This is a genomic window from Nocardia sp. CA-151230, assembly GCF_050942175.1.
GTDB lineage: Bacteria > Actinomycetota > Actinomycetes > Mycobacteriales > Mycobacteriaceae > Nocardia.
In genome coordinates, this window is the sequence record NZ_CP192061.1 from 4502733 (window position 1) to 4520655 (window position 17923).

Below are 17923 nucleotides of genomic sequence, written 5' to 3' on the forward strand. Positions count from 1 at the left end.
AGGGAGCAGCAAATGTGCCTGGCAGTCCCGGGAAGAATTCTCAGCCTGCAAGAACGTAATGGCACGTTGATGTCGATCGTGGATTTCGGCGGCGTGCAGAAGGACGTGTGCTTGCAATACATCCCCGACGCCGCGGTCGGCGACTACGTCGTGGTCCACGTCGGTTTCGCCATTCAGCGGCTCGACGAGGAATCCGCCCTGCGGACTCTCGCCGAGTTCGAGCATCTGGGTGTTCTGAAGGAGGAGTTCGGTAACGGATTCGAGATCGCGGCCAGGCAGGCCGGCCTGGCGAATCCCGAAACTGTGCAGGAGTCGAAAGGGCAGGAGTCGGATGAACCGGAGGTGAGGTCGTGAAGTACCTCGATGAATTCAGCAACCCGCAGCTCGCCAGGATTCTCCTCGAGCGCATCCGGGAAGGCGCCACTCGTCGCTGGGCGATCATGGAAGTGTGTGGCGGGCAGACGCACTCGATCATCCGCCACGGCATCGACCAACTGCTGCCCGAGACGATCGAGATGATCCACGGACCCGGCTGCCCGGTGTGTGTGACCCCGCTCGGCATGATCGACAAGGCACTCGACATCGCCGCGCAGCCCGGCGTCATCTTCTGCTCGTTCGGCGACATGCTGCGGGTACCGGGCAGCTCCAAGGACCTGTTCCGGGTCAAGAGCGAAGGCGGGGACGTCCGGGTGGTGTACTCGCCGCTCGACGCGCTCGAGCTGGCGCAGGCCAACCCCGATCGGCAGGTGGTGTTCTTCGGCATCGGCTTCGAGACCACCGCGCCCGCCAATGCGATGACCGTCTATCAGGCGAAACGGCTTGGCATACGGAACTTCTCGCTGCTCGTCTCGCACGTGCTGGTGCCGCCCGCCATCGCCGCGATCATGGAATCACCGTCGTGCCGGGTGCAGGGGTTCCTGGCCGCCGGACATGTCTGCACGGTGATGGGTACCCGCGAATACCCGCCGCTCGCCGACAAGTACCGGGTTCCGGTCGTGGTCACCGGGTTCGAGCCGCTCGACATCCTCGAAGGCATCCGGCGCACCGTCGTTCAGCTCGAATCCGGACGGCACGAAGTGGAGAACGCCTACCCGCGGGCCGTTGCCGAAGCCGGCAACCCGGTCGCGAAGGCGATGCTCGAAGACGTCTTCGAGGTCACCGACCGCGCCTGGCGCGGCATCGGCGTGATTCCGCGCAGCGGGTGGCGGCTCTCGGAGCGGTACAGCGAGTTCGACGCCGAACAGCGGTTCGCCGTCGGCGATCTGCACACCGCCGAGTCCTCGATCTGCCGTTCCGGTGAAGTGCTGCAAGGGCTGATCAAGCCGCACGAGTGCGCGGCCTTCGGCAAGCAGTGCACGCCACGCAACCCTCTCGGAGCCACGATGGTCTCCTCCGAGGGCGCGTGCGCCGCCTACTACCTGTACCGGCGTTTGGACCTGCCCGCGGAGGTGGCACATGCGTGAGGAGACCTCGGCGCCCGTCGACCTGGCGAACTGGGTGTGCCCCATGCCATTACGGGATTCACCCACCATCGTCATGGGGCACGGTGGCGGCGGTGCGATGTCGGGGGAACTGGTCGAGCATTTGTTCCTGCCCGCCTTCGGCGCGGCCGCCGAGGCCGGGATGGGGGATTCGGCGGTGCTCACCGTCGGGGAGTCCAGGCTCGCCTTCAGCACCGACTCCTTCGTGGTCAAACCGATGGTGTTCCCGGGCGGGTCGATCGGCGAGCTCGCTGTCAACGGCACGGTCAACGACCTGGCCATGGTCGGTGCGCGACCGCTGGCGCTGTCGACGGCGTTCATCCTCGAAGAAGGCACCCCGCTGGCCGAGATCGCTCAGATCGCCGGGGCGATGGGTACCGCTGCGCTGGGCGCGGGCGTCACCCTGGTCACCGGTGACACCAAGGTGGTCGACGCCGGGCACGGCGACCGGGTGTACATCAACACCACGGGTATCGGCGTGATCGACGAGGGCGTGGACATCCGTCCCCAGCGCGCGAGTGCCGGGGACGTGGTGATAGTCAGCGGCGATATCGGCTTGCACGGCGTCGCGGTGCTGAGCTGTCGCGAGGGACTGGAGTTCGGGACCACGGTGTGCAGCGATACCGCACCGCTGCACGGCCTGGTGGCTGCCATGCTGGCCACCGGCGCGGACGTGCACGTGCTGCGCGACCCCACTCGCGGCGGTCTGGCCGCATCGCTCAACGAGATCGCCCATACCGCGAAAGTCGGTGTGGCACTGGAGGAGAACGAAATCCCCATCCCGGCCGAGATCCGCGACGCCTGTGGACTGCTCGGCCTCGACCCGATGTACGTCGCCAACGAGGGCAAGCTGGTCGCCTTCGTCGCGGCCGAGGACGCGGACCGGGTGCTGGCCGCCATGCACGCCCATCCGCTCGGGACGCGGGCCGCTGCGATCGGCGTCTGCGTGACCGAGCATCCGGGCATGGTGGTGGCCAGGACCGCCCTCGGCGGTACCCGGGTGGTCGATCTGCCGGCCGGCGAACAGCTACCCAGAATCTGCTGAGGCGGAAGGGAATTCGCCCATGGACCCGGTCCACATCGACGGGACCGAGATGTTCGCGCGCTACGCCTACGCGCCGAACGCGCTCGGCTACTGCGGGCCGCCCGACGCCGCCGGGCTGCGTGGCGGGTCGAGCGCGGCGGTGCGGGCGACGGCACCGTTGTTTTCCGGGGCGTGGCCGTATCTGTGCGTGATGGCCGCGCTGACCGGGATCGAGGATCCACTCGACGCCCGGCTCGTCGAATCCTATTGGCTCGGTGGCGGAGTCGGCGCCGCGCTGGATCCGGCAGAGTTCGGCGCGGCCCTGCTCGCGCGCATCGGGCCGGTCGCCGGACAGTATTGGGCACACCTGGGCGCCCGCCTGGCCGCGGAGGCCGCGCCCAACCACAGCTTCCATGTGCTCGGCGTCTACCCCTGGTCCCGGCTGCTCGATGCGGCGGGTGAGGGCCCGGCCCTGCGCATTCTCGACGACTGCCGGATCACCTGGGCGCGAGTGATCGATCGAAGCGACTCGCAGATTCTGGTCCGGTCCCGCCGGTTGAGCTGGAACGGCCACAGTCTGGGTCTGTCCAGGCCCGAGGACCGGACCCTGGCCGTCTGGCACGACGGGTACGCCGCCGTGCCCGACGTCGAGGTCGGCGACATCCTCGCGGTGCACTGGAATCACCTGTGCGGGCGGCTGTCACCCTCGCAAGCTGCCGCGCTCGCTACCACGACCGTGCGCCAGATCAGGGTGACCAACGAGCGGCTGGCATTCGACCGTTCCGCCGCAACGGTGGGCTCGAGGCCGGGTGGATGAACTCCCACCCGAACCTCGACCACGTCGGCGTTCGCCGAAATTCGATGAGTGCCGGCGCAACCGGGACCAGATCAGGACCGGCCGAGGCGCTCGGCCAGGATCGTGGCGCGGGCCAGCTGGACCTTGCGGGCCTGGCCGGAGGCGAAGGCCATCAGTCCGAGCGGGGTGCGCAGCCGGAGCTCGTCCTCGATACGTGTGCCTTCCGGGCCGGCGGCGAACTCGAAGCGGTAGGCCATGTGAACGCCGCCGGGGCTCTTGACCTCACCCCAGACCGCCTTGCCGGGTGTTCCCAGCAGCGACACCCGGATGTGGTTGTCGTATTTCAGTCCGAGGACACGGAACCGTTCGACGGCTACGTACGAGCCCTCCTGGACGTCCTCGACCGCCACGACGAGTGGCGACAGGCCGATGTAGTTCTCGGGCCGGATCAGATGCTCGTAGACCGCCTCCACGGGAGCAGGGACGGTGAACGTGTTACGGAGAATCTTTTCCGGCATTCCCGCACTCTAGCGGTCGGGTCGATGCGGGCTCGGCGCGATGCGGAACAGATTGGCGTCCTGGTGATTCCGGCGTATCGGGTCGCACCGGTGATGGTCGGTCCGATCGACGTGCGGTAGCGACCCGATGCCGTTCGGGATCGGATACAAATCGGCATCCCATGGGCAACCTCTCCGGAAGTTGGGATGTAAGCTGCGTACCAAGCAATTGCTTGGTTGAATCGGGAGGCGTGGTGAGCGATGACTTCGGGGAACGCGAGGGTGCCGCACTGGTCGCGGGTGGCACCGGCGGGATAGGTGCCGCGGTGGTCCGTCTGCTGGCGCAACGGGGCAGCGATATCGGACTCACCTATCGCGCGAATCGAGACGCGGCCGAGCTGCTGACGAAGGATGCCGAGCGGGTCGGACGCTCATGCCGCGCCTGGGCGCTGGATCTCACCGATCCGGGTGCGGTCGCCGATGTCGTCGCGCAGTTCGAACAGCGATTCGGGGGTCTGCACACCGTGGTCTACGCCGCCGGACCCCATGTCCCGATGGTTCATCTGAGCAGCGTGTCGCCGGAGCAGTACCGGGAGCAGTTGAACGCCGACGCCGCGGCGTTCTTCAACCTGATGCACGCCACCCTGCCGCTGCTGCGTCGTTCGCAGGGCTCCGTCGTCGCGGTGACCACCGCCGCGACACGACGCTATCCGGTCCGCGATGGCCTTTCCGCGGGCACCAAGGGTGCGGTGGAAGCCGTCGCCCGCGGCCTGGCGGTCGAAGAGGGTCGCTACGGCATCCGCGTCAACTGTGTCGGTCCGGGCATGCTGACCGACGGGATGGCCGAACGGCTGATCGATTCCGGAGATCTCGATCGAACCGCGCTCGAGGTCGCCCGGCGCAATATTCCGCTGCGCCGCTTCGGGAATGCGGACGACATCGCGGAAGCGGTCGCATTCCTCGCATCGGACCGAGCGGACTTCATCTCCGGCCAAACGCTGGATGTCGACGGCGGCTACACGGTCTGATGAGCCTCACCGACCCAGTGCCCGCCGCTGCGCGACGTGCTTCGCGCACCTCCCTTCCCCACCGATCAGATGACCATCGACGATCGCAGCGCTGTCACCGACTACGTCCAGTTGTTGCTGAAAGACATTGTGCGGGAGTGGATTCCGCACCCGGATCGTCGAGTCCTCCTGTGGTCGGCCCGCCGCCTCGCGACCGAACTCCGCGAACATCGCGTCGAAATCGTATGCGTCGGCTTCGAATTCGGATGCGCCGTCGCCGCATCGCTGGAACCGCGTGGCAGGGCCGATGACCGGCGGGGAGTGAGCGGTCTCGAGTGTCCGCTCAGTGAGTTTTGGCTGCTACGACGGCCTCGCGGAAGGCGATGAGAAATGCCTGTCCGGCCTCGTCATCTCCGAGGCCGAGGTAGAAAGCGGACACGGCCTGGCTCGCGATTTCGCCGGACCAGTGCGCAACGACGCTGATGCCGGAGTCGATACCGGCGGCACGGTTCGGGTTGAACGAAATCGCTTGCAGCCGGGCCGAACGGACATGGATGCCGCGCTTGTCGCCTGCCACGACGATGACCAGGTAGGTGGGGGTGAGTATCGCGATCGTCCGATGCTCGCGATCGGGATCGCCGGAGCCGGTCAGCCTGGCCAGCAGACCGTTCCGGTAGAGCCGGACGCTGCGGGTTTCGCATACGGCGCGAGCGTTCGCGAGGACATCGCCGAGCTGGTTGTTCTCGGCGTGGGTGGCGATCGCGGTGCGGATCGGCACGTCCAGATGTCCGGTGTCGGTGATGGTGCTGCTGCGCTCGTACAGCGGTTTCATTCGCTCTCGTTCCCTGTTCTCGACAGCCGATGTTCTCGACCGCCGATTCGATGCGGCTCGGTCACCGAATGATGGCAGACGATGTTCGCGGAACTAGACGACCAGGATCTCGCCGGAAACGGCGAGCGACAGTTCGATGCGGGCTCGGCGTTCGACGAGCAGGGGGACGAATGTGCGCACCCTCGCGTCACTCAGCGCTGCCTGAGCCCGGCCGATGATCTCGGCGATGATGCCCGGTGACACCTGCGGATAGCGCTCGGTGAGCCGGTCCCGCACGAACCGGATCTGAGTCGCCTCGTCGTTGCGCATGAAGAAATGGTCGGTCCGCGACGAGCGAGCTTTGAAGGGGCGTTGTGCCCCAATCGGCTGTGAATCCGACCCTGGTGACGACCGGTGTGCGGTTCGCGGTATCGGGCATCCCGCGGGTGGGGGACGGGTGGGGGAGGATGGCCCGCCGAGGAATGACGTTGTTCTCTGTGGCGGCGGGTGCCGGCGCGGGATGCTCGGGGCATCGCCGAATCAGGAGATGCCATGGAAGAGAATGCTGTTCCCGCAAAGGGTTTCGATGACCCCGGACACGAGGATCTGGGGATTGTCGTCGGCACCGATGGGTCCGAGATCTCGTATCAGGCGGTGGCGTGGGCCGCTGTGGAAGCCGGCATGCGGGGCTGCCCCCTGCATATCGTCACCTCGTATGCGAGCCCGATCGTGCCGGGGGCCCCGGAACTCGGCCCCGACGACCTGCGCGAGCTGTCGCTGAAGGGGCAACAGGTGCTGGCCGACGCCGCGAGCATCGCTGCCCACGCCGTACCGGGCGAGAGCCTGCACATCAGCACCGAACTCATCTTCGACATGATCACCGGTGCGCTGATCGAGCGCTCTCGCCGGGCCCGGCTACTGGTGGTCGGCAATCGAGGGCTCGGCGCGGTCCGGCGCGCGGTTCTGGGCTCGGTGAGCACCGTGCTGGCCCGGCAGGCGCACTGTCCGGTCGCGATCGTGCACGGTGTTTCGGAGACGGACCCGGCGTCGGCGCCCAAACCGGTGGTGATCGGGGTGGACGGGTCGTTGAACAGCGTGCCGGCCATCGAGCTCGCCTTCGAGGAAGCATCGCAGCGCAAGGTCGGGCTGATCGCGGTGCATGCGTGGAGCGATACCAGCGGCTTCGACATGCCCGTGATGGGCTGGGACGCGATCCACACGTCGCAGGATGTGGTGCTGGAAGCGGCGCTGGCCGGGTACGCCGAACGGTATCCGGATGTCACGGTGCGGCGGGTCGTCGCCTGCGATACGCCGGTGCGGGCGCTGCTGGAGCAGGCCGAGAACGCGCAGCTCGTGGTGGTCGGCAGCCATGGCCGGGGTGGATTCGCGGGGATGGTGCTGGGGTCGGTGAGCACCGCGCTGCTGCATCTGGCGCAGTGCCCGGTGCTGGTGGTCCGTCGGCCATCGCAAAACCGGGTCGAAGAACCCGCCGGGCAGTGACTTTCGGCCGTCACCAACGGCCACCCGTGGAGACATGCTGAACGGTACGAAGGTGCGAATCCCGAGGAAGGAATAGTGATGTCGACGACGCATCCCGATACCGACACCATCCGCGCGGCACTGGCCCTGGCCGTGCGCGCCCCGTCGGTGCACAACACGCAACCCTGGCAGTGGCGTATCGGGGAGAGCACCCTGCATCTGTACGCCGACGAGACTCGCTGGCTGAAGCACACCGACCCCGACCGCCGCGAACTGGTGCTCAGCTGCGGCGCGGCACTGCATCACCTGCGAGTGGCGATCGGCGCGTTCGGATGGGAGACGATGGTGCATCGGCTCCCGAATCGCGCGGATCCGCGACATCTGGCCGCGATCGAATTCAGCTCCGGGACCACCGACCCCTCGACGGTGCAGCTGGCGCAGGCCATCGCTCGACGTCGCAGCGACCGGCGGCATTTCACCTCCTGGGAGGTGCCCGCCGCGCACGCGGACAAGGTCATCGCCGCCGCCCGTGTCGTGGGCGTGGAAATTCGCGACGCCGACGCCCTCGAGGCGCGTGGAGAACTGGCGCAGGCCTTCGAGCAAGCCTCGGCGAGCCACGCCCAAGACCCGGAATACATCGCGGAACTGCACGCCTGGAGCGGCCACCACGCCGCAGCATCCGGCGTCCCCGCCCGCAACGCCGTGGTCCCCACGGATCCGGCCGTACGTCCGTTCTCCGACCCGCGGCTCCCCGAGGCCGTCGTCCGCGACACCGACGAATTCTCACGAATGCTGTTGCTCAGCACCGGATCCGACGATCCCCTGGCCTGGCTGCGCGCCGGCGAATCCACCAGCGCCGCCCTGCTGACCGCGACCGTCCACGGCCTGGCCACCTGCGCGCTCACCGAACCTCTGGAACTGCCGGCCATCCGGGAACAGATCCGCAACAACATCCTCGGCGGCTTCGGCCACCCGCAACTGATCATCCGGATGGGCTGGGCGGCGACCAGCGCCGACCCGGTCCCGCTCACGCCCCGCCTCGCGCTGGATGAGGTGGTCCGCCCGCTGGAGCCGGCCGAATCGGCCGACCGATCGGATTGACCACCGCCGGGATAGGCATTCCGCTCTGATCTGCGCGCCAGAAGCGGGCATGCTCCGCGCCGATATGCCCGCTCGGCCCGTGGCCATTGCCGGGATCGCAGCCGAGAATGGGGAGCATGCCGTCGCTGGTCGGAGGTAAGGGCCATGGGTGTCATCGAGGCGCACGCAGTTACCAAGCGGTACCAATCCACTCTCGCGCTCGATCGTCTCGAACTCGACATCGCGGCGGGGGAGATCTACGGCTTCCTCGGCCCCAACGGCGCGGGCAAGACGACGACGATCCGGCTGCTGCTGGGCCTGCATCGTCCGACCGCGGGCACCGTGCGCATTGCGGGCCGGGACGCGTGGGCCGATCCGGTTGCCGCGCACCGGCATTGTGCGTACGTCGCCTCGGAGGCGTTGCTGTGGCCGTCACTGACGGGCGCGGAAACCTTCGAATACCTGGAGAATCTGCGCGGCGGCTGCGATCGCGCATACCGCGACCGGCTGATCGAGCGCTTCGATTTCGATCCTGACAAGAAGATTCGCGCGCTGTCGAAAGGCAACCGGCAGAAGGTGCAGCTGGTGGCGGCGTTTGCGACCCGCGCCGAGATTCTCATTCTCGACGAACCCACCTCCGGGTTGGATCCCTTGATGGAGGCGGCTTTTCGCGAGACTGTCGGTGAAGCCCGCGAACGCGGACAGACGGTATTCCTGTCCTCGCACGTGCTCAGCGAGGTGGAGGCCCTGTGCGACCGGATCGGCATTCTGCGGGCGGGCCGGCTCATCGATGAGGGCACCCTGGCGCAGCTGCGGCACCTGTCGGCGCGGACCGTGGAGGTGAGCTTCGCGCGGGACGGCGTCGATATCGCTCCGCTGCGCGCGGTCGCCGGGGTCGAGGTGGTTGATGCGAGGGATCACCATGTGGCACTGGAGGTCCGCGGTGAGATGGGACCGCTGCTGGCGGCGCTCACCGGGCTGCCGGTGACGACGATCGACAGCCGGGAACCGAGCTTGGAGGAGATCTTCCTGATCCATTATCACGATGGCGCGGGCAGCCGTGCCCGGACCGGCCGGGCCGGGAGCGCAGCGGAGGCACGGTGATGAACCTCGAGGCGGTGCACGGCTTCGTCGTCATGGTGCGAGCGCGATTGCGGGCCAACCGGATATCGCTGGCGGCGATGACGGTTTTGATGGCGGTGTTCTGCACGGCCGCGCTGCAAACCTATGTAGTGGCGTTCCCGAATCAGGCGACCCGGACCATGATGCTCGCACCGCTGACGAACAATGGTGCGCTGCGCGCGCTGTACGGCTACCCCTACGACATCGCCTCGCCCGCCGGCTGGGTGGCGTGGCGCAGCATGACCAGCGTCGGGATCATCATGGCCATGTGGGCGGCGATCATCACGACCGGTGCGTTGCGCGGAGAGGAGGACGCGGGCCGCGGCGAGCTGGTGCTCAGCGGGGGACAGTCCCGGCAGCGTTGGTTTGCGGCGGTGCTCACGGCCACTGCCGTCGAGACTCTCGTGATCATGGCGGTGACCGTGTCCGTGCTCGCCGCGGTCGGGGTGCCGCAGCATCTGCTCAGTGCCGCCAACACTGGCGAGCTCGGGCTGCAGCTCGCATTGCCCGCACTGCTGTTCGCCGCGGTCGGCGCGTTGACCGCGCAACTGGCCGCCACCGTGCGTGGCGCGCGGTTGCTCGCGGCGGGAATTCTGGTGGCGGCCTTGATTGTCCGCATGCCCGCCGACATCGGTGCGGGCATTCCGTGGCTGCGCTGGCTCACGCCCCTGGGCTGGTTCGAGGAACTGCGCCCACCGGCCGCGCCGCCGCTGCTCACGCTGGCGGCGATTGCCGCCGGAACGGCTGTGCCAGTTGTGATTTCCGCGTATCTGCTGCGGATCCGAGATATCGGCCGGGGCGTGTTCGGGGCCCGGGACAGCCGACCGCCGCGGCGACTGCTGCTCGGCTCGGCGTGGCAGGCCGCCCTGCGTGAGGAGATTCCGCAGCTGAGTTTCTGGTTCGCCGGGACCATCGCCTACACCCTGCTGATGGGTGGCCTGGTCAAGACCATTCTCGACTTCATGCAGCGCACCCCGATCTTCACGCAGTTCTTCGGTCGCCAGATCGCCGCCGACGGCTTTGTCGCCACGCTCTTTTCGCTGGTCCAGCTGGTGGCCGCGCTCTTGGCGGTGACATTGGTCGTGGCGGCCCGCAGCGAGGAATCGGCGGGCCGGCTGGAAGTCGTGCTGGCGATGCCGCACTCCCGGCTCCGATGGCTGTCCGGCCGCGCCGTGCTGGCGGTGTCCGTGGCGGTCGGTTTGACCCTGGTCGCAGCGGTGGGTATGTGGACCGGCGCGGCGCTCACCGGCGAACAACTTCGATTCGGTTCCCTCCTGGCGGCGTCGGCGAACAGCCTCCCGCTCATCGTGACCACCGTGGGCGCCGCGACCGCGGTGCTGGCGCTTGCACCCCGAGCCGTCTCCTTCGTGCACGCCCTGGTCGCCACGGCCTTCCTCTGGGACTCCGTGGGCACTGCGCTCGAGGCCCCGGGCTGGTCGCTGGAAGTTTCGCCATTCCACGCTCTCGCCCGGATGCCCCTGCAGCATTTCGCACTCGCGCCCGCCGCCATGCTCACCATGCTCGGCCTGGGGCTGTTCGCGCTGGCGCTGTTCGTCTTCCGCCGCCGCGATCTCGCGCTCGCATGACAGCGGGCCTCGGCCGTCCCCGTGCCAGGCGTCGCCCGCGAGAACGCGCGGTGGGCCGGCCGTCGCCGGTGAGCGGTTCGCCGATGATTCCGGGTCCGGCTGCCGAAGGCTCATCCGATACCGGTGTGGCGGTCACATCGACGAGACGTCCACTCGGGTCGGAGCAACGGTTCCCCGCTTACCGGCCCTCGCACGACTCGGCGTCGGTGCGGCGCAGCACCTGGCCGGGGCGGGTACGGGAACGGTAGACGGTGATGCCCTTCGCGCCGGCCTGCCAGGCGCGCTGGAAGACCCGGCGGACGTCGTCGGGGGTTGCGGATTCGGGGAGGTTGACCGTCTTCGAGACGGCGGCGTCGGTGTGGCGTTGGACGGCGGCCTGCATCCGGATGTGCCAGATCGGCTCGATTTCGTGTGCGGTGACAAATGTACGGCGGAGCTCATCCGGCAATCCGATTGCACCGGAAGCTGTTCCGGTAGCAAGGATTTCGTCTTCCAAGACGGTGGACCACACCCCGGCGGCCGTGGCGCGTGCCCGGAACAGGGGATCGATGTGCGGGAAGTCGCGTCCGAGGATGTGGCGGGTGTAGGCAAGGCCGTAGAGGGGTTCGATTCCGGCGGAGGTGCCTGCGATCAGCGAGATGGTGCCGGTGGGTGCGATCGAGGTGACCTGCGCGTGGCGCATGGGGGACCCGGTGGCCCATCGGCTGTGGGGGAACAGTGGGAACGGGCCGCGCTCGGCGGCCAGTTGCCGTGAGGCCGCGTGCGCCCAGCGGGCGATGCGCGCCATGAGCCCGCCGGTGAAGCGGACAGCGTCGGTGCTGTCGTACGGGAGGCCCAGGGCGGCAAGCATTTCTGCGAGGCCCATGACCCCGAGGCCGATCTTGCGGGTCGCACGTGCGGCGTCGGCCAGGTCGGGCACGGGATAGGTGGACACGTCGAGCACGTCGTCGAGGAAGCGGACCGCGATCGCGACGACGTGCTCGAGCCGCTGTTCGTCGAGTCCGCCGCCGGTGACGAAGCGGGCGAGATTCACCGAACCGAGCGTGCAGGACTCGTACGGGGCCAGCGGTACCTCGCCGCACGGGTTGGTGGCCCGCAACGCGCCCAGCTCCGGCACCGGGTTGGCGCGGTTGACCGCGTCGAGGAACAACAGGCCCGGTTCGCCTCCGCGCCAGGCGGATTCGGCGATCCTGTCGAACAACTCGCGAGCCCGGACCTCCCGGACGAGGCGGCCGGAATGCGGATCGATGAGCCGATGCGCGCGATCCTGCTCCGCGGCGTGCAGAAAATCGTCGGTGACCGCTACCGACAGGTTGAACGTGGGCAGTGCCTCCGGATCGGATTTGGCCGCGACGAACTCCTCGATGTCGGGGTGATGCGCGTCGAGCACCGCCATATTGGCCGCCCGGCGGCGCCCTCCCAGCCGGACCACCTGTGCCGCATCGTTATAGAGGCCGATGAACGACACCGGTCCACCGGCGGTGCCCCCACTCGTGGTGCGTGCGCCGCGCGGGCGTAGTTCGGAGAACGAGTATCCGGCACCGGCCCCGGTCCGGTGCAGCAACGCGGCGGTGCGCAAGGTGGCGAAGATGGACTCCAGCGAATCGGCGACAGGGAGAACGAAGCAGCCCGAGAGCACGCCGAGCGACGTCGCGGCGTTCATGAGAGTCGGTGAGTTGGGCAGGAATTCGCGGGCACGCAGCACCGCGGAGAAGCGTTCGAACCAGACGGCCGATTCTCCCGGTCGATAGTCGTCCTCGGCGCGCGCGACATGGGCCGCCACGCGATCCATCATGCCGCCGGGGGTTTCGCGGACGACATCGGCGTCGTCGCGGAGCAGGTAGCGCTCGGCGAGCACGGCCTGGGCCGCCGGATCGAGCCCGAGGTCGTCGATCACGGCATGCGGGTTCCCGGCTCGCAGATCGCTCATCGCCCGACGATCCGGGGGAAAGTCGTTGCCGTGTCGCGGGATACGATCTCGGTTCCGGGCGGGTCCGGGACCACCAGCACCGGGCAGGGCGCGTGGCGGACGAGATCCTGGGTGATGCCGCCCAGACGCGCCGTGTGGGCGGACTCGGGATCATGTCCGATCACGACCAATTGCGCAGTGGCACCGAGGCGTTCGACCGCGGTCGCGGCATCGCCGACCACCGTGACGGACCGCACCTCCACATCGGGGAAGTCACGTCGATACTGCCGCAGCTGGGCGTCGGGGACGACCGAGGTCGCCGTATGGTGATCGGGCGGAAGCCCCGACCACATCGCGTCATCGGGTGGTGACGCCCACTGCCGCCCCTGCCACACCCGCGCCACGGTGACATCCGTGCCGCGATCCCGCGCCGCACGGAACCCGGCCAGCAGGGCCGCACGGGCGGTGTACCAGGTGCCGACCACGACCAGGATCGAACCGTCCTCGGCTGCGGGCCGTCCGACCAGTGCGACCGGACAGCACGCCTCCCGGGTCACCGCCAGCGCAGTGGATCCCAGCACCATTCGAGAGAGAAACCCGACGTCCCGGGCACCCAATGCGATGAGCATCGCTGACCGCGAGAGCTCGACGAGCACATGATCGGCCTGCCCTTGCAGCACGGCGGTGCTGATCTCGGGCGGGTCCGCATCCTCACCAGCGGGGTGCCGCACGAGTATCGCGGAGCGCGCGTCCTCGAGTGCCGCGTGGGCCTCCCGGTGCCGCTGCCCGCCCGGCCGGAATGCAGGCTTGTCGATCGCGGGCACGACCGAGACCAATCGCAGCGGGGCATGCCGGGCGACGGCCTCGGCCGCGGCCCACCCGGCGGCGCGCACCGCCACCCGGGAGCCGTCGATGCCGACGACGACCGGATCGGGTTCAGCGGTCACCGCAGTGGGGATGTTCGTCTCCATAAAGCCAGGGTTCGCCGCGTCGCTGCCGTCGACTAGGGGCCCCGCACCCGGGATCGCGGGACCAAAGCCCTCGGAACAGGAGGCTGGGTGACCCTCCCGGCGCCCGGTGACACGCGGCACAGTGAAACTGGCCGGCCACTGGCGAGCCGAAGCAGGAGAGAGAAGGCAGCCGATGCCGATCGTGACCTTGACCATGAATCCCGCGATCGACATCGCCGCCGGCGCGGACCACATCCGGCCGACCTCCAAGACCCGCTGCACGCCACCACGATTCGATCCCGGTGGCGGCGGAATCAACGCCGCGCGCACCATCGCGGCTCTCGGCGAGCCGGTGACCGCGATCTTCCCGGCGGGCGGCCCATCGGGGCGGCAGCTCGAGAACCTGGTGCGCGACGCCGGAGTCCCGATGCGATCGATCCCGATCTCCGGCCACACCCGCGAGAACCTCGCAGTCACCGACCACGGAGCCGGCGACCAGTTCCGATTCGTGTTTCCCGGACCCCGGGTGACCGCGCCGGAACTGCATCACTGCCTGAGCGAGATCGAAAGCGCGGCAGTCGGTTCCCGCTATGTGGTCGCAAGCGGTAGTTTGCCGCCGGGTGTCCCGGACGACCTCTATCAGATTCTCGCCGACCTGCTGCGCGACCTGGGTGCCCGTCTGATCCTGGATACTTCGGGCGCAGCGCTGCGCGCGGTCCGGCGCGGGGTCCACCTCCTCAAACCCAGTGTGCGCGAACTCGCCGAGCTCGTCGGTCACCCGCTGCCCGACCGGAAGTCGCAATTGGCGGCCGCGCGGGAGCTCATCCTGGCGGGAGTCAGCGAGATCGTGGTCGTGTCGCTCGGGGCGGGCGGCGCGCTGGCGGTGACCCGTCACGAGGACGAGTGGTTCCCGTCGCTCGAGGTGACCGTCCGCAGCGGTATCGGGGCCGGCGACGCCATGGTGGGCGCCATGACGGTCGGCCTGTCGCGCGGCTACCCACTCGATGACGCGGTGCGGCTGGGCGTTGCCGCCGCCACCGCCGCCCTGACCACGCCGGGCACCCGGCCCGGCCATCCCGCCCGCATCGCCGAGCTGTACCAGCAAGGACCTGAGACCCGGCCGAGTTGCTTCTTGCCGGCTGACTCGGGCAGCCCCGAAACGCCTGTACCGCTAAGGAGGACGTAATGACACACGAGGGCTACGACGATCCGCACCAATTGGCCTCGGCCGGTGTCGTGGTCGGAGTGGACGGATCGCTCGGATCGGAGCTCGCCCTGCGCTGGGCCGCGAGCTATGCCGCCCAGCGCCGCCGGGAGCTCCAGATCGTGTACGCCCTCGATCTGGGCGGAGTCAGCAGTTCCGGAGGCCCCTCCGGGGTGGTGCCGCCATCGGTGGTCGAGGCGGTGCGGGCCCGGGGGCAGCAGCTTGTTCGCGAGGCCGAGGAGATGGCGCTGCGGATCGAACCCGGATTGCGGATCGCGACAAGGCTTTCGGTGACCAATGCGAGCAGACTACTGGTGGAGCTGAGCTCGGCGGCCTACGCGGTCGTGCTCGGAGCGACCGGAAACGCCGGGACATTCATCCATCTGGGATCCACGCTGTTCGCCGTCACCTCCCATGCCCACAGTCCCGTGATCGTGGTGCGCCCGGATCCGGATGCGCACGACACCCTCCGCGAGTCCGGACCGGTCGTCGTCGGCGTCGACGGCAGTCCGGTAAGCGAGGCCGCCATCGCCACGGCCTTCGCCGAAGCCGCCGAACGCCACGCCGACCTGGTCGCCGTACATGTCTGGAGCAATTGGGATTTCGGCGAATACCTCGGTGACCGAGCCCCCGCCGACCTGGACCAGGTGGACGGACTCGAGGACGCCCTCCTGACCGAACGACTCGGGGGCTTCCAGGAGAAATATCCGGACGTACAGGTGACCCGCCGCATCTATGTGTCCGCCCCGGCCGACAAGCTGCAAGGGTGGTCGAAACACGCGCAGCTGGTCGTGGTCGGCAACCGCGGCCGTGGTGGTTTCACCGGCATGCTCCTGGGTTCCACGACGCACACGCTGGTGCAGCACGCCCATTGCCCGATCATGGTTGTCCGTCCCGCGGAGTGAGCCGAGCAGGCAACGAATCAGGAGACGTCATGGAAGAGAATGCTGTTCCCGCAACCAGTTTCGATCACCCCGATCACGATGATCTGGGGATCGTCGTCGGCACGGATGGATCCGAGATCTCCTATCAGGCGGTGGCGTGGGCCGCCGTCGAAGCCGACATGCGGGGTTGCCCGCTGCATATCGTCGCCTCGTACGCGAACCCGATCGTGGCGGGGGCGACGGAACAGAACCCCCATGACAGGAGTGACCTGAGGCAGCGAGGACAGCAGGTGCTCGCGGACGCCGCGCGTATCGCCGCCCACGCCGTGCCGGGGGCGAGCCTGCACATCAGGACCGAACTGATCTTCGAGATGATCATCGGCGCGCTGATCGAGCGCTCGCGCCGGGCCCGGCTACTGGTGGTCGGCAATCGAGGGCTCGGCGCGGTCGGACGGGCCGTGCTGGGCTCGGTGAGCACCGTGCTGGCCCGGCAGGCGCACTGTCCGGTCGCGGTCGTGCACGGTGTTTCGGAGACGGACCCGGCGTCGGCGTCGAAACCGGTGGTGGTCGGGGTGGACGGATCGGCGAACAGCGTGCCGGCCATCGACCTCGCCTTCGGGGAGGCGTCGCGGCGCAAGGCCGACCTGATCGCTGTGCGGGCGTGGAGTGATACGGGTGGCTTCGACCTGCCCGTGATGGGGTGGGACGCGATCCGCAGGACCCAGGATGTGCTGCTGGAAGCAGCCCTCGCCGGCTACGCCGAGCGCTGTCCGGAGGTCACCGTGCACCGGGTCGTGTCCTCCGATACGCCGGTGCGCGCACTGCTGGAGCAGGCCGAGAACGCGCAGCTCGTAGTGGTCGGCAGCCATGGCCGGGGCGGATTCGCCGGGATGGGGCTGGGCTCGGTGAGCACCGCGCTGCTGCATCTGGCGCAGTGCCCGGTGCTGGTGGTCCGGCAGCCATCGCAAAACCGGGCCGAAGAACCCGCCGGACAGTGACTTTCGGCCGTCACGGGCGGCCTGACGCACGGGCCATGCTGAGGGCACGAGAATTCCGAGGAAGGACGGGCGATGTCGACTCTCCCCGATCACGACACCATCCGCGCCGCCGTGGCGCTGGCGGTGCGGGCGCCGTCGGTGCACAACACCCAGCCGTGGCTGTGGCGGGTCGGCGACACCACGGTGCACCTCTACGCCGACGACAGCCGCCGGCTGCCCTTCGCCGACCCGGACAGCCGGGAGCTGGTGGTGAGTTGCGGTGCGGCGCTACATCATCTGCGCGTGGCATTGCGCGCGGTCGGCTGGCAGACGGGCGTGCACCGGTTCCCGAACCCCGCTGACCCGAGACATCTCGCCGCGCTGGAACTCCACCACGCCGAGCCCGACGCGTCTGCCACGCGTCTGGCGCGCGCTATTGCGCGGCGGCGCAGCGACCGTCGCCGGTTCACCTCGTGGGAGGTGCCGCCCGCGCAGGTGTCCGCGGTCGTCGCCGCGGGCGCGGCGGCACCGGGCGTGGAGGTTCGAGAGGTCGACACGACCGGGGAGCACGCGCGACTGCTGCGCGCTTTCGTCGACGCCGCGACCGCACATCGCGGTGACGTCGGCTACAACGCCGAGCTGGCGGAATGGAGCGGCCACCACGCCAGCGCGCAGGGCGTACCCGCGCGCAACGCGGTGGTCCCGTCGGATGCGATGGTCCGGCCGTTCGGTGACCCCCGCCTGCCCGAGGCGGTGGTGAGTGATACCGAGGAGGCCGCGCGAATGCTGTTGGTGTGTACCGCCTCGGATGATCTGCGGGGCTGGCTGCGCGCCGGCGAGGTGGCGAGCGCGGTCTTGCTCGAGGCCACCGCGCGGGGGCTGGCCACCTGCGCGCTGAGCGAACCCCTCGAAGTCACCGGTGTGCGGACCCGGATCCGCCGGGATCTGCTGGGCGACTTCGGCTATCCGCAGCTGATCATCCGGATGGGCTGGGCGGCGACCAGCGCCGCACCGGTACCCGCCACACCCCGGCTCCCGCTCGAGGACGTCGTGCGGCCGCTCGAATCCCTGAGCCTGTCGGGTGAGCAATAGCGAAGACACGAGAGTCAGGAGCGC

At 68.8% G+C, this 17923-nt stretch carries 18 protein-coding genes; 13 read left to right on the forward strand and 5 right to left on the reverse strand.

All coding sequences use genetic code 11. The features are described 5' to 3' along the window. Positions 1-12: 12 nt before the first annotated feature. Genes ACQP1O_RS21130 through ACQP1O_RS21145 form a run of 4 tightly spaced genes read left to right on the forward strand, consistent with a single transcriptional unit; the run spans position 13 to position 3322 of the window. Positions 13-354 carry a HypC/HybG/HupF family hydrogenase formation chaperone gene (locus ACQP1O_RS21130; protein ID WP_433567475.1) on the forward strand — a complete coding sequence of 114 codons (342 nt, stop codon included), beginning with the start codon at positions 13-15 and terminating at the stop codon, positions 352-354. Further along, entirely contained in the window at positions 351-1463 is a 1113-nt protein-coding gene (gene hypD / locus ACQP1O_RS21135) for a hydrogenase formation protein HypD (RefSeq protein WP_433567476.1), read from the forward strand. Before ACQP1O_RS21130 ends, hypD begins: the two co-directional genes overlap by 4 nt. Then, on the forward strand, positions 1456-2526 hold the full coding sequence (gene hypE / locus ACQP1O_RS21140) for a hydrogenase expression/formation protein HypE (RefSeq protein WP_433567477.1): 1071 nt from the start codon (positions 1456-1458) through the stop codon (positions 2524-2526). The genes hypD and hypE overlap by 8 nt, the downstream gene beginning before the upstream one ends. 19 nt (positions 2527-2545) lie before the next feature. Beyond that, the gene (locus tag ACQP1O_RS21145) at positions 2546-3322 is read left to right on the forward strand and encodes a DUF6390 family protein (protein WP_433567478.1); all 777 of its coding nucleotides are present in this window, start codon (positions 2546-2548) and stop codon (positions 3320-3322) included. Between the two features lie 71 nt (positions 3323-3393). On the opposite strand, the gene ACQP1O_RS21150 is transcribed toward ACQP1O_RS21145, so the two are convergent. Next, a complete protein-coding gene (locus tag ACQP1O_RS21150; RefSeq protein ID WP_433567479.1) occupies positions 3394-3819 on the reverse strand; it encodes an SRPBCC family protein in 426 nt (141 codons plus the stop codon). A gap of 233 nt (positions 3820-4052) precedes the next feature. Between ACQP1O_RS21150 and ACQP1O_RS21155 the strand changes: the two genes are divergently transcribed. Further along, on the forward strand, positions 4053-4826 hold the full coding sequence (locus tag ACQP1O_RS21155; protein WP_433567480.1) for an SDR family NAD(P)-dependent oxidoreductase: 774 nt from the start codon (positions 4053-4055) through the stop codon (positions 4824-4826). A 322-nt stretch (positions 4827-5148) separates the two neighbouring features. Here the strand turns inward: ACQP1O_RS21155 and ACQP1O_RS21160 are convergent, their stop codons facing one another. Both ACQP1O_RS21160 and ACQP1O_RS21165 read right to left on the reverse strand, forming a co-directional pair. Next, positions 5149-5637: a hypothetical protein gene (locus tag ACQP1O_RS21160; protein WP_433567481.1), complete on the reverse strand. Its 489-nt coding sequence runs from the start codon at positions 5635-5637 to the stop codon at positions 5149-5151. A 93-nt stretch (positions 5638-5730) separates the two neighbouring features. Further along, positions 5731-5946 carry a three-helix bundle dimerization domain-containing protein gene (locus tag ACQP1O_RS21165; protein ID WP_433567482.1) on the reverse strand — a complete coding sequence of 72 codons (216 nt, stop codon included), beginning with the start codon at positions 5944-5946 and terminating at the stop codon, positions 5731-5733. A 222-nt stretch (positions 5947-6168) separates the two neighbouring features. Between ACQP1O_RS21165 and ACQP1O_RS21170 the strand changes: the two genes are divergently transcribed. The 4 genes from ACQP1O_RS21170 to ACQP1O_RS21185 all read left to right on the forward strand — a co-directional run bounded on the left by ACQP1O_RS21170 (position 6169) and on the right by ACQP1O_RS21185 (position 10883). After that, a complete protein-coding gene (locus ACQP1O_RS21170) occupies positions 6169-7116 on the forward strand; it encodes a universal stress protein (protein ID WP_433567483.1) in 948 nt (315 codons plus the stop codon). A gap of 78 nt (positions 7117-7194) precedes the next feature. After that, positions 7195-8196, forward strand: coding sequence for an Acg family FMN-binding oxidoreductase (locus tag ACQP1O_RS21175; protein WP_433567484.1), 1002 nt, complete (start codon positions 7195-7197; stop codon positions 8194-8196). 144 nt (positions 8197-8340) lie between these two features. Then, positions 8341-9279 carry an ABC transporter ATP-binding protein gene (locus tag ACQP1O_RS21180; protein WP_433567485.1) on the forward strand — a complete coding sequence of 313 codons (939 nt, stop codon included), beginning with the start codon at positions 8341-8343 and terminating at the stop codon, positions 9277-9279. Beyond that, a complete protein-coding gene (locus tag ACQP1O_RS21185; protein WP_433567486.1) occupies positions 9276-10883 on the forward strand; it encodes a hypothetical protein in 1608 nt (535 codons plus the stop codon). Before ACQP1O_RS21180 ends, ACQP1O_RS21185 begins: the two co-directional genes overlap by 4 nt. A 178-nt stretch (positions 10884-11061) precedes the next feature. Here the strand turns inward: ACQP1O_RS21185 and ACQP1O_RS21190 are convergent, their stop codons facing one another. Together ACQP1O_RS21190 and ACQP1O_RS21195 are read right to left on the reverse strand one after the other, a co-directional pair. After that, positions 11062-12813: an adenosylcobalamin-dependent ribonucleoside-diphosphate reductase gene (locus ACQP1O_RS21190; RefSeq protein WP_433567487.1), complete on the reverse strand. Its 1752-nt coding sequence runs from the start codon at positions 12811-12813 to the stop codon at positions 11062-11064. Then, a complete protein-coding gene (locus ACQP1O_RS21195) occupies positions 12810-13763 on the reverse strand; it encodes a universal stress protein (RefSeq protein WP_433567488.1) in 954 nt (317 codons plus the stop codon). The genes ACQP1O_RS21190 and ACQP1O_RS21195 overlap by 4 nt, the downstream gene beginning before the upstream one ends. Positions 13764-13935: 172 nt before the next feature. Between ACQP1O_RS21195 and ACQP1O_RS21200 the strand changes: the two genes are divergently transcribed. The 4 genes from ACQP1O_RS21200 to ACQP1O_RS21215 all read left to right on the forward strand — a co-directional run bounded on the left by ACQP1O_RS21200 (position 13936) and on the right by ACQP1O_RS21215 (position 17899). Next, entirely contained in the window at positions 13936-14928 is a 993-nt protein-coding gene (locus ACQP1O_RS21200) for a 1-phosphofructokinase family hexose kinase (RefSeq protein WP_433567489.1), read from the forward strand. Next, positions 14928-15851 carry a universal stress protein gene (locus ACQP1O_RS21205; protein ID WP_433567490.1) on the forward strand — a complete coding sequence of 308 codons (924 nt, stop codon included), beginning with the start codon at positions 14928-14930 and terminating at the stop codon, positions 15849-15851. The genes ACQP1O_RS21200 and ACQP1O_RS21205 overlap by 1 nt, the downstream gene beginning before the upstream one ends. 29 nt (positions 15852-15880) lie before the next feature. Next, positions 15881-16828 carry a universal stress protein gene (locus ACQP1O_RS21210; protein ID WP_433567491.1) on the forward strand — a complete coding sequence of 316 codons (948 nt, stop codon included), beginning with the start codon at positions 15881-15883 and terminating at the stop codon, positions 16826-16828. 72 nt (positions 16829-16900) lie between these two features. Further along, complete coding sequence (locus ACQP1O_RS21215; RefSeq protein ID WP_433567492.1) at positions 16901-17899, forward strand: Acg family FMN-binding oxidoreductase; 999 nt, start codon at positions 16901-16903, stop codon at positions 17897-17899. Positions 17900-17923: the final 24 nt, after the last annotated feature.

Coding starts and splice junctions, on each gene's coding strand:
- ACQP1O_RS21215 (WP_433567492.1), top strand. CDS start 16,901: ATGTCGACTCTCCCCGATCACGACACCATCCGCGCCGCCGTGGCGCTG.
- ACQP1O_RS21180 (WP_433567485.1), top strand. CDS start 8,341: ATGGGTGTCATCGAGGCGCACGCAGTTACCAAGCGGTACCAATCCACT.
- ACQP1O_RS21150 (WP_433567479.1), bottom strand. CDS start 3,819: ATGCCGGAAAAGATTCTCCGTAACACGTTCACCGTCCCTGCTCCCGTG.
- ACQP1O_RS21170 (WP_433567483.1), top strand. CDS start 6,169: ATGGAAGAGAATGCTGTTCCCGCAAAGGGTTTCGATGACCCCGGACAC.
- ACQP1O_RS21130 (WP_433567475.1), top strand. CDS start 13: ATGTGCCTGGCAGTCCCGGGAAGAATTCTCAGCCTGCAAGAACGTAAT.
- ACQP1O_RS21200 (WP_433567489.1), top strand. CDS start 13,936: ATGCCGATCGTGACCTTGACCATGAATCCCGCGATCGACATCGCCGCC.
- hypE (WP_433567477.1), top strand. CDS start 1,456: ATGCGTGAGGAGACCTCGGCGCCCGTCGACCTGGCGAACTGGGTGTGC.
- ACQP1O_RS21195 (WP_433567488.1), bottom strand. CDS start 13,763: ATGGAGACGAACATCCCCACTGCGGTGACCGCTGAACCCGATCCGGTC.
- ACQP1O_RS21175 (WP_433567484.1), top strand. CDS start 7,195: ATGTCGACGACGCATCCCGATACCGACACCATCCGCGCGGCACTGGCC.
- ACQP1O_RS21210 (WP_433567491.1), top strand. CDS start 15,881: ATGGAAGAGAATGCTGTTCCCGCAACCAGTTTCGATCACCCCGATCAC.
- ACQP1O_RS21165 (WP_433567482.1), bottom strand. CDS start 5,946: ATGCGCAACGACGAGGCGACTCAGATCCGGTTCGTGCGGGACCGGCTC.
- ACQP1O_RS21145 (WP_433567478.1), top strand. CDS start 2,546: ATGGACCCGGTCCACATCGACGGGACCGAGATGTTCGCGCGCTACGCC.
- ACQP1O_RS21160 (WP_433567481.1), bottom strand. CDS start 5,637: ATGAAACCGCTGTACGAGCGCAGCAGCACCATCACCGACACCGGACAT.
- ACQP1O_RS21205 (WP_433567490.1), top strand. CDS start 14,928: ATGACACACGAGGGCTACGACGATCCGCACCAATTGGCCTCGGCCGGT.
- ACQP1O_RS21190 (WP_433567487.1), bottom strand. CDS start 12,813: ATGAGCGATCTGCGAGCCGGGAACCCGCATGCCGTGATCGACGACCTC.